Annotated in this window: 6 protein-coding genes and 2 pseudogenes; 2 read left to right on the top strand and 6 right to left on the bottom strand. The window is 40.1% G+C overall.

From position 1 onward, the window contains the following. Positions 1–322 precede the first annotated feature (322 nt). From JMX92_RS13590 to JMX92_RS12595, 5 genes and pseudogenes are all read right to left on the bottom strand, one after another. Positions 323–605 (bottom strand): annotated as a pseudogene (locus tag JMX92_RS13590) (transposase); the annotation flags it as partial. Positions 606–723: 118 nt separating this feature from the next. Next, positions 724–1,551: a glycosyltransferase family 2 protein gene (locus tag JMX92_RS12610; protein ID WP_201545998.1), complete on the bottom strand. Its 828-nt coding sequence runs from the start codon at positions 1,549–1,551 to the stop codon at positions 724–726. Positions 1,552–1,800: 249 nt separating this feature from the next. Then, positions 1,801–2,550, bottom strand: a pseudogene (locus tag JMX92_RS13585) (DDE-type integrase/transposase/recombinase); the annotation flags it as partial. A gap of 334 nt (positions 2,551–2,884) precedes the next feature. After that, on the bottom strand, positions 2,885–4,684 hold the full coding sequence (locus tag JMX92_RS12600) for an ABC transporter ATP-binding protein (RefSeq protein ID WP_201545996.1): 1,800 nt from the start codon (positions 4,682–4,684) through the stop codon (positions 2,885–2,887). A gap of 388 nt (positions 4,685–5,072) precedes the next feature. After that, positions 5,073–6,269 carry an aromatic amino acid transaminase gene (locus JMX92_RS12595; protein ID WP_201545995.1) on the bottom strand — a complete coding sequence of 399 codons (1,197 nt, stop codon included), beginning with the start codon at positions 6,267–6,269 and terminating at the stop codon, positions 5,073–5,075. A gap of 331 nt (positions 6,270–6,600) precedes the next feature. On the opposite strand from JMX92_RS12595, the gene nhaC reads away from it, so the two are divergent. Together nhaC and galE are read left to right on the top strand one after the other, a co-directional pair. Then, a complete protein-coding gene (gene nhaC, locus JMX92_RS12590; RefSeq protein WP_201545999.1) occupies positions 6,601–7,944 on the top strand; it encodes a Na+/H+ antiporter NhaC in 1,344 nt (447 codons plus the stop codon). Between the two features lie 56 nt (positions 7,945–8,000). Continuing rightward, positions 8,001–9,056 (top strand): UDP-glucose 4-epimerase GalE, encoded by a 1,056-nt coding sequence (galE, locus tag JMX92_RS12585; RefSeq protein WP_201545994.1) that lies wholly within the window; start codon positions 8,001–8,003, stop codon positions 9,054–9,056. 83 nt (positions 9,057–9,139) lie between these two features. On the opposite strand, the gene JMX92_RS12580 is transcribed toward galE, so the two are convergent. Beyond that, positions 9,140–10,630 carry a capsule assembly Wzi family protein gene (locus JMX92_RS12580; protein ID WP_201545993.1) on the bottom strand — a complete coding sequence of 497 codons (1,491 nt, stop codon included), beginning with the start codon at positions 10,628–10,630 and terminating at the stop codon, positions 9,140–9,142. Positions 10,631–10,784 lie beyond the last annotated feature (154 nt).

The raw sequence follows: 10,784 nt of genomic DNA, 5'->3' as shown, positions 1-10,784 counted from the left end.
GATATCTTCTTAACGGCTTCAGCTTTAAATTCTGTGCTATAGGTTCTTATTTTCTTGACCATGATAAGCTCCGATTAATATGCTTAGTTTACCAAGTTTACTTGTACGGTTTCTTCAGCATAGCTCAAAGCGTAAGCAGACGATAGAGAGTGCAAAAGCATTAAATCCTGCGCGTTGGGGTGGCCGAGAGGTGAGAGAGTGTACACCTGTGCCCCCAACGACTTTAAATCCAGTAAAAGAGCCAAAATCGATTGATAAGATGAGAGTCGCCTAATTCATTAAATGGTGACAACTATGTTGACAAACACCGCATCTGCGCTTTGAGGCTTAAATCAGCATACATCTGTTTAAGCCTACGGTTTTCTTCTTCAAGCTTTTTTAATCGCTTAACATCAGAGGCTTCCATACCACCATACTTGGATCTAACTTCGCTATCGCTCCGTCTTGCGTCACTAAAACAGTCTCCCAGACTGTTTCTTGACGTTCCTCATTATAAAAGTCGAGCTAGCAATCCCGTATTTACGACACAGCTCTTTAGCAGGTACCCCAGCATCTGCTTCTTTTAATATCGATACGATTTGGGTCTCAGTCATTCGTTTGCTCATATTAAAACTCCTTATGGGTATTTTATAAGAAATTCTACGTTTGAGCTGTGCTATTTTAGAGTGTATTTATATTAAGCATGATTTTCTAAGTGCGAATATATATTATATATTAGTTGAATCAAAGCTCTGACTTATAATGTTGTATTTTTCTAAATGCTATATCATTATCACAAGTTGCAACACCAAGGCGAGCTTTTGCCTTTAAAGCTAACCTAGCTGCTAAAGCAGGCATAATAGTTTTTATACTCCATTTAGGTAGTCTTACAGACATATTCGTAGATGAAAGAGTTGTAGGGGTGTTAATTGGGTATACCTCGTTTCCTGCATGTTTGCAGACAACAACCTCTGTACCTTTTAGTTCATGTGCGAACTTAAACCATAAATCATCTTGTTTAGGAGCTAACTCTTTGAATATTTTGCTATATATTATATGGTTGTCTAATAATTTTTTACGATAGACTATACCATACACACCTATTGGAATGAGATCATGACCGCTACTCCCTGCATTTACTAAAGGCCAATTTATATAACTTTGGTATTTATTTCCAATAGACTTTGCTGGCTTACGTGCACCACCGCATACAATTCTATTTGGGTTCAATTTGGCTGTATTGAGTAATGATTCAAGCCAGTATTCACCATAAATCACATCATCATCACAAGTTATAATTAAGTCATCATCATTGGCAAAACTATAGACTGGTAATAACTTACGATAAGAGCCTATATTTTCTACCCACTGAATTGTAATTTTATTACTTTTAGATAGTTCATCAAGCCAGAGTGGTAGCTTATCTATACCTTCATCAGCTAAATATGGATCTTTAGAAATGTTTAGGAGTATTTTATCAGGTTTAATACTTTGGTTAATAAGAGATTCAAGATTGTGTCTTAATACAGGTAAACGAAATGAAGTAGATGTTAAAGATACTATTGTTGACATATTTTTCTCTTTAATTAATGGATAGACTATTAAAATTAGTTTCTATTAAGATTTCACGAGAATAATTAGAACTAATTTAAAACGAACAGTTGTTTATAGGCCTAACATTTAGAATTCATTAGTTTTAAGAACATGTGATCTAATGGATTATATTTAGTAACTTGATTATTTTAAATAGGTATATTTAAAGGTAGTTCATTATCTTTTAAAAGCGTTCAAATAGGTGTTTTGCTGAGGATTGCCAGATTAAATATACTCAATAGCAATTCTTTGTTTATCTGCCCAAATCTTTAGCTGATATACTCAGGAACATTATCACACCTGATTCGATCAGGTTTATCACGGTACTCTATCAGCTGATTTAAACTACGTATGACTCGTTGAGCCGGCAACGAGAAGTCAACATCAATGGTCAAAGCCTCACGGTTATAATCATCAATGACATTAAGCAGCCTAATAGCTCTACCATCAGTTAAGGCATTATGCATAAAGTCAATGTTCCAGCTTTGATTGATGCAAGTGTGCACAGCATGCTGTTGGGGCTTGACTATCTTAATACGGCTTTTAGGCTTTATTTTCGGCTTTAATTTAAGATCACGGTAGATACGATAAACACGCTTATGGTTATAAGGCAGTCCCAATACATTTTTTAAGTATAAAATACACAGTTTAAAGCCCAAGTTTTTATGAGTGTTTTTTAAATCAACTAATAGCCTTAGCCATCTGCTTATTGTCCTCCGCTGTCTTTAGTTGATAGTAATAACAGGTTATGATTATGTTACAGATCGGACAAGCTAGGCGTCTGCTAGTGGCTTTGATGTAGTGTTAAGCTAGCTCTTTGCGGCTTGCTAGAGCTACCACTTTTTCTGAAATGGCGTCTTAAAGAATGTTTGATTCAAGACACTCTTCGGCATAAATTTTTTTAAGCCGTATGTTCTAAGCTTCTAATTCTTTGAGAAAAGTAATTAGTGAGTCTTCCATAACGCCATGTTTGCTCTGAACTTCGCTATCGCTACGTATTGCATCGCCAAAACAGTCTGCCAGAAGGTTTCTTTAATACTCTTTATCATAGAAGATGCTCTGGCTAATATTACTAAGAACATAGACCTTCGTCTTTAGCTTCGAGTTACTATCAGTTGGCTAGTAGTAACTTATCTTTGCTTATCGCGTAATATTTCTCTAAGAGGTATAACTTGTTCTACTTATTAGAGACATATTAAAAATTTGAGTATCGGTAAATCTTAATTTTTTCCTATTGAAATCTCCTGCTGGTATTTTAGCAGTTAGTTTCTAACTTTTATGTATTTTTTTTTTTGGATTATTATCATAGTAACTAAGAGTGCTTAGCCATCTCTCGAAACTTAGGATTTTTATTCACAAGCTCTTGATAAGAGCCTTGATCAATGACTGCACCTTTCTCCATTAAATAGATAGTATCACATTTATGTACCGTTTTTAATCGATGGGCAATCATAACAATAGTTTTTTGACCACTAAAATCATGGATAGCATCCATAATGATTTTTTCAGTAATACCATCTAGTGCACTAGTTGCTTCATCGAATATTAAAATATCTGCTTCATTATACAACGCTCGTGCAATGCCAATACGTTGACGTTGCCCTCCAGATAGCTGCACCCCACGCTCACCAACCTTTGTATGAACACCCTCAGGCAACTCCTGAATTAGTTCTGATAAATGGGCCAGTTTTATAGCTTTCATGACTTGATCGTAGTCAATCTCACTGATTGGTACACCAAATGCGATATTCTCAGCAATACTACCTTCACTTAAGAAAATGCTTTGAGGTACAAAACCTAGGTTATTTTGCCAGGCATGAATGTTGTCTTTGGTAATAAGAGTGCCATCAATATATATCTTACCAGATTTGGGGTGAAGTAGACCCAGAATGATATCTATCAACGTGGATTTACCTGAACCAGAAGCTCCTACAATACCTATAACATGATTAATGGGAATAGAAATATTGACATTTTTTAGAGCATTACTTTCTTTATTTGGATATGCGAAATTAATATCCTCTAACGTAATTTGCTCTTCGAAATTTAGTTTTGATAAGGCTGTTTTTGTATTAAGGTTATTAGCAGTTAGTTTTGATTGCTTTAAGTCCTCTTTCACAGCTTCAAAAGCTGCAGAGTTACCTTTAATTTGTGTAATACTAGAATATATTTGCTGTAAAGCAGGTAATAGTTTAAAGCAAGCTAAAGCATAAATAGCTAGTACAGGAAGAACCTGTCCTAAGTTTCCGTCATAACTCTTTATTAAGACGAGTACCAAGCTAATCATAGCACCAAAAGCCAGCAGCTCAACAAAAAACCTCGGTACTAGACTTATCGTATTATTGGTTCCTTGAGCGCGAGCTTGTAGTCCACCCTGCTCAGTAAACCTATCTATAAAGTCATACTTACGATCTAATAGTAATATATCCTTAATACCACCAAAGCCTTCGTTCATCAATCTAAATCTTTGAGTAGAGACAGATGATAGTCTACGGCCATTAAATATCAATGATTTACGCACAAATTTGTACATAAGCATATAGGATAATACAAAAGCAGATATACCCGCTAGAGCTATAATAGGGTTATATATAAAGATACTGATTGAGATAAATAGAGCCAACACTATTTTGGCATTGAGATTCATTAAAGGTTGAATAATACCATTACTGATTCTATTAGCCTCAGTAGATACTTGTTTGGTAAGCTGAGCACTACTACCACTGGCATGAAATAACCAAGACTGCTGCATATAGTAAGCATATAGACGGTCTGCTAATTCTGTACCGACGCTTGCCCCATATACGGCTAAACGCCAAGTAGTAAGCATAGAAACTATTGTAGATATTGTAAGCATTAAAAGCACGAGACAGCCTGCAAAAAATAAAAAATCTACAGGATTCTCTAATCTTGAAAGCTGATATAGTTTAAAATAAATGCCATCTTGTTGTAGCAAGCTTGGATCACCAACTAATGCCATAAATGGAGCTATAGAAGCTATACCTAATAGCTCTGTAAAGGCCATTAAAATTACTAAAAACTGTAATATGTAAAAATGCTTACGTTGTTTGTCAGAAAGTAAAGAAAAAAGCTCTTTTATTACGCTTAACATATAAATTCAACTATAGCTTTGGTGAAATGGTTAGAAGGTAAGTTTTTATTGCATCTATGATACTAACCTAATACTAATTTAAGAGGTTACAGAAACTTAGAGTAGATGTTCTTTATATATACTAACGATATATTTCTTTAATATTATATTCCTAATACTGTGAATTAACTCTAAATGTACTTAAAGAGATAGTTTGCCTATTTTAGTTTATATCAGTGATATATAGTAAAAAACACTCAACTCTGAAAAAGATAATTACGCTTTAGTCAATATTAAACAAGAATTATACGTGATTCTCTAATATTTAAATAGATGAAACGGTTCGGTTAACAAAAAGCCGAGCAACTGCTCAGCTTTTTGTTAATTAAAATCTAAACTAAATCGGCAATTAGTCTTTTAAAACTTCTGCCATGGCATTGGCCACATAGTCGATGTTGTTGCCATTTAAGCCGGCCACACACATACGTGAGTTTGACACCATATAGATACCAAATTCAGTTTTTAATCGTTCTACTTGTTCAGGAGTTAGGCCTGTGAAGCTGAACATACCATTTTGCGTGGTTAGGTAGTCGAAGTTGCGACCTGGTACTTTGGTCTCTAGTACTGATTTTAGCTTTAAGCGCATGGCTTTGATGCGATCACGCATGCCATAAACTTCATCCACCCACTGTTTGTGCAGCGCCTCATCATTCATCACGATGTCTACAACGCGGCCGCCATGTGATGGTGGGCTTGAGTAGATGCGGCGAACGGTGAATTTAAGCTGACCGAATACACGCTCGGCTTCTTCTTCAGTTGGGCAGACCACAGATAGGCCGCCGACACGCTCGCCATAAAGTGATAAGTTCTTTGAAAATGAGTTACTGACAAATAAAGGCAGACCCATATCCACCGCTTTACGGATGGCATAAGCATCGCTGTCCATGTCTTCGCCAAAGCCTTGATAGGCGATGTCCATAAACGGAATAAGCTCACGCTGTTGTACCACTTGTAGTAGCTCATCCCACTGGGCTTGCGTTAAGTCAACACCGGTAGGGTTGTGGCAGCAAGGGTGCAATAGCACCACGTCGTCTTTGTTTAAGGTGTTAAAAAAGGCGATAAGCTCGTCAAATTTTACAGTGCCGGTGGCTTTGTCATAGTAAGGGTATTTGCCTACTTCGATGCCGCTGCCTTCAAAGATAGAGATGTGGTTGCCCCAGGTTGGGTCGCTGACGTAGCATTTGGCTTGAGGGAACCAGGCATTGATAAAGTCTGCGCCGACTTTTAGAGCGCCTGAGCCACCGATGGTCGCAATGGTCGAGACACGCTTGTCTTGTAATACTTGTGCATCTTTACCAAACAATAAGTCCTGGCAAGCTTTACGATGGCCAGGTAAGCCTTCCATAGGCAAATAAGGGCGGGCAGAGATAGGGTCTGCAATGCGCTGCTCAGCAGTCTTTACACACTCAAGCACTGGCAGTACGTTATTTTCATCATAATAAACGCCAACGCCAAGGTTTACCTTATTGGGGTTGCTGTCATTAGCATATTCAACCATAAGGCCTAAGATTGGGTCACCAGCATAAAAATCGACACGTTCAAACATTTTATTTCCTTTCAGAAGGTTGTAGGTCACACACTCTAAAAGAATAAACTAGATTGGCGGTTAACTCAATGTTAGATTGAGCCATAATCCAATTGTTTGCACGCTTATTGCGCCAAAGCTTATGTAATTGCTTAAAAAATTGCTATTATGGGCGCTTTTTATGCCACGTCGCTTATCAAACGGATAGTGTATGTCATCAAATACCCCCGCTCAGCCTGATCACACCGACTCTACTCACCACCCCCAGTCAACGCTTAACCCTACTTTCACTCAGCTTTCAAGCCACTCACCGCAGCCCGAGCCACAGCTGTCGCCTATCCAAGCCTTTGTGATGGCTGGATGTGTTGTTTTAATTATGGGCGTGACCATGATTGGCTTTGGCTGGGTGCCGCACTTGTCATTGCTACTAGCGATTTGCTTTTTGTTATTAATGGGGCGGCTAAGAGGATTGAGCTTTACCCATCTACAGTCGGCGATGACAGATGGGGTGGTCAGTGGCAGCGGCGCTATCTATCTGTTTTTCTTTATCGGGCTTATGGTGGCAGCTTTGATGATGTCGGGGGCCATTCCCACCTTGATGTACTTCGGCTTTGAGCTGATTTCTCCACGGTTTTATTATATTTCAGCCTTTGTGCTCACTTCTATTATTGGTATTGCCCTAGGTAGCAGCTTGACCACGGTAGCGACGCTTGGCGTGGCCTTTATCGGCATGAGTAATGCCTTTGATGCCAATGTGGCCATTGCGGCAGGGGCAGTGGTCTCCGGCGCCTTCTTCGGTGATAAAATGTCGCCGCTGTCTGATACCGGTACCATTGCGTCGTCTGTGGTGGGTATTGATCTGTTTGAGCACTTACGCAATATGATGTATACCACGGTGCCAGCTTGGATCATTAGCGTGCTGCTGTTTTGGATGTTAACCGGGCCGATGCAAATCGCCAATTTAGGCCAAGTCACTGTACTACAAAATCAGCTTGTCGAAAGTGGCTTGGTACACAGTTATGCTGTATTGCCGTTTGTGGTATTAATAGTGTTGGCCATGTTTCGAGTCAATGCCATCTATACCATTATTTGCACCATTATCAGCGCCTTGATGATTACTTATATACACAGCTCACCCAGTATTGAGCAGTTGGGTGGTTATCTGTTTGCTGGATATGCACCGGCTGCAAATTTAGAATTGGGCGAGGTAGGGGGCATGCTGACCCGTGGCGGTATCCAAAGTATGTTCTTTACGCAGACCATTGTGATCTTGGCGTTGAGTCTGGGCGGCTTGTTAAAAAAACTGGGTATTTTGCCGGCTTTGCTGGCTGGTATGCGCGATAAATTGGCCACAGCCGGCCAGGCCATCTTTGCAGCGGCTATGTCCGCTCTGAGCATCAATGTGCTTATTGGCGAGCAGTATCTAAGTATCTTGTTATCAGGAACAGCATTTCGCCCGACTTTTGAGCGTTTGAGCTTACACCCTAAGAACTTATCACGTACTATTGAAGATGCCGGTACGGTGATTAATCCCTTGGTGCCTTGGAGTGTGTGCGGGGTGTTTATTAGCCAGGCACTTGAGGTGCCGGTATTAGAGTATCTGCCTTATGCGTTCTTTTGTTATTTGTCACTGCTACTGACTATCTTATTTGGCTTTAGTGGGGTGACTATTAGCCGGTTGGATAAGCAGGCTTAAGCGAGTACAATTAAACTATTAATTTAAACGTTTAAAATAAAAACCAATCTGGATTGATGATGAGTAATAAAATTTTAGTAACTGGTGGTGTGGGTTATATCGGCTCACACACTTGTATTGAGCTAATAGCAGCAGGCTACGAGGTTGTGGTCTATGACAACTTGTCTAACAGCAACCTTGAAGCGTTAAAGCGTACTGAGCAAATTGCTGGTAAAGAGATTGCCTTTATCGAAGGGGATGTACTAGATAGCAAGCTATTGAATCAAGTATTTGATCAGCATGACTTCTTTGGGGTGATTCACTTTGCAGGACTTAAAGCTGTGGGAGAGTCGGTTGCTCAGCCATTAAGATATTATAAAAATAATGTCACGGGCACTCTTGAGCTGCTAGAGGTAATGCAAGCGCATAGTGTAAAGAACTTTGTTTTCTCATCATCTGCTACTGTTTATGGCGATCCTGAGACACTACCTATCCCGGAAACAGCTCCACGCTCTTGTACCAACCCTTATGGTCAATCGAAGTTAACCGTTGAGTATATCTTGCAAGACTTAGCGCAGGCTGATCCGAGCTGGAATATTACTTGTCTACGATACTTTAATCCAGTAGGTGCGCATAGCTCTGGCTCAATTGGAGAAGATCCCAATGGAATCCCTAACAACTTAATGCCTTTTATCAGTCAAGTAGCCGTCGGTAAACTTGAGCAGCTGAGTGTCTTTGGCAGTGATTATGATACAGTCGATGGTACGGGAGTGCGTGACTTTATCCATGTGGTAGATTTAGCTAAAGGTCATGTGGCTGCCTTAAACTATATTACTCACAATCAAAGCCAACAAAGTCAGCAACCATCCAAAACTGGCCTAGGCTTTGAGGCGATTAACTTAGGTACCGGTAATGGCAGCTCGGTGCTGCAACTGGTAGAAGCATTTGAAAAAGCAACCGGTCAAAGTGTGCCTTATCAATTGGTAGACAGACGTCCTGGAGACATTGCGGCTTGTTATGCCAGTGCTGATAAAGCCAAACACTTGCTAGGCTGGCAGGCTGAGCTAACGATTGAAGATATGTGTAAGGACAGCTGGCATTGGCAGAGTCAGAATCCGGGTGGGTATAAGTAGACAAGTGAGCGATAGCAATGAAAATAGCCCTTAGGTTAATAAATCTAAGGGCTGTTTTTATTTGTATAAACTAGGATACAAACTTAAAAGTTAGCAAATTCGACACCAATACCACCACCCACGTCTGTGGAATGGATATCTGAGTCAGATACCCAAGCACGACTAGAAATCGTGGTTTTTGGATTTAATTGATGTTCCCAAGCCACATCTAATAGGGTTAACTTGTCTGACTCTGGGAAAGCTTTATTATTACGGAAAGAGTTACTACCTTCGATACCTGACTGGTTAACTTTAGCATGTTGCACTTTGGCATTAATAAAGTTTTGGTTGTTTAACCAAAGCTTACCGCCCACGGCGATGCTTTCGGTATCACCGCCTAGTGCATAGCCTAAAGGATATCCATGCTGATAGTAGCCATCAGTATAGTTTCGATGATTATAGGATATGCCACTTATATCTCCACTGGTACGGGTATCCGTCCATTCGGTATATAACTGATAAGGCATAGTGCCCATAGCTGGCGTATTTATGCTTGAAGCAAAGTCAGCACCGGCTAAATACATATTTTTGGCCGGCAGGCTGCCAGCTTCGTCCTCACCAATGTATTGACCATAGACACTTACGGGTACATTAACCAAAGGTGCTAGGTTCACACGAGCATCAAAGCCAGCTAGCTGGTTGGAAATATCAATGTCATCACCATATACATTATCTTTGGTGCCTTTAATAGCATCCCAAAATGAGCTGGCACTTTCAGGACGTCCATCACCGCCCCACATAAAGGTACGTGAAGCCCCCACTTCTAGCCAGTCCATTGGGCTAGCCGTTAGACGCATACCGATTAGCTTGGTGTCAGGAACGGCTTTATAATCATCTAATTGACCAGCGAATAGTTGATATTGCCAAGGTCCAATCCAGTTGAGATAACGATAACTGGGTGCTGCTTGGATATCACGCTGCATAGTGACACCGACGACAGGTTTACTGGCATCACCGCGGATAAGGCTGCCATCATGTCCTGGCCCCCACCAAGTAGGGATTTGACCGGCAATGAGCCATTGGTTGGCATATTTACCAGCTAGGTAAGAGCCTTCAAAGCTTAAGTCTTCATCATCAATCATGTCTTTGTCTTTGACATTAGCACGTATATTAATTTCCCAATCTTCTTCACTCATACTCGCTTGTGCGCTGGCTTGGAAGTTGGCTGTCTTATCGTCAGCAAAGCTTTGTGGCAGCTGCTCTCTATCAGTTTGCGCATAAGCTGATACTTTAGTATTCACTAATGACTTTGGCTCTTTACCTAGCGTATAGCGAATAGACTGCACAATTTGCTGTTGCTCAGCAGTGCGAATATCTGCTTTAGATAAAGCTCTATTAATTTCATTAGCGGTCAAAGGCCAAGTGCTGGTACTGATTTGAATCACACCTTGCGCTCTTAGCCAATCTAGCTCTGACTTTAAGCTCATGTCATTCATTTGCAGATTTTGGGCAGTGGCGACACTGCTTAGTAAGCTAGTAGTCAGTAATAAACTACTTAGCTGAGTAAGTCGAAATAAAGAACTTGGTGATTTCATAATATAAATGCTCTAAAGTTAAAGATGTGAGCTATGCTGAAGAAACCGTACAAGTAAACTTGGTAAACTAAGCATATTAATCGGAGCTTATCATGGTCAAGAAAATAAGAACCTATAGCACAGAATTTAAAGCTGAAGCCGTTAAGAAGATATC

The sequence above is a fragment of the Psychrobacter sp. H7-1 genome (assembly GCF_904846585.1).
GTDB classification, from domain to species: domain Bacteria; phylum Pseudomonadota; class Gammaproteobacteria; order Pseudomonadales; family Moraxellaceae; genus Psychrobacter; species Psychrobacter raelei.
The sequence above is the reverse complement of the archived record's forward strand: the minus strand, read 5'-3'. Positions and strand labels throughout refer to the sequence as shown.

Bases quoted from the DNA above. Each gene is read 5' to 3' on its own strand.
- JMX92_RS12610 (WP_201545998.1), bottom strand. From the start codon at position 1,551: ATGTCAACAATAGTATCTTTAACATCTACTTCATTTCGTTTACCTGTA.
- JMX92_RS12600 (WP_201545996.1), bottom strand. From the start codon at position 4,684: ATGTTAAGCGTAATAAAAGAGCTTTTTTCTTTACTTTCTGACAAACAA.
- JMX92_RS12595 (WP_201545995.1), bottom strand. From the start codon at position 6,269: ATGTTTGAACGTGTCGATTTTTATGCTGGTGACCCAATCTTAGGCCTT.
- nhaC (WP_201545999.1), top strand. From the start codon at position 6,601: ATGGCTGGATGTGTTGTTTTAATTATGGGCGTGACCATGATTGGCTTT.
- galE (WP_201545994.1), top strand. From the start codon at position 8,001: ATGATGAGTAATAAAATTTTAGTAACTGGTGGTGTGGGTTATATCGGC.
- JMX92_RS12580 (WP_201545993.1), bottom strand. From the start codon at position 10,630: ATGAAATCACCAAGTTCTTTATTTCGACTTACTCAGCTAAGTAGTTTA.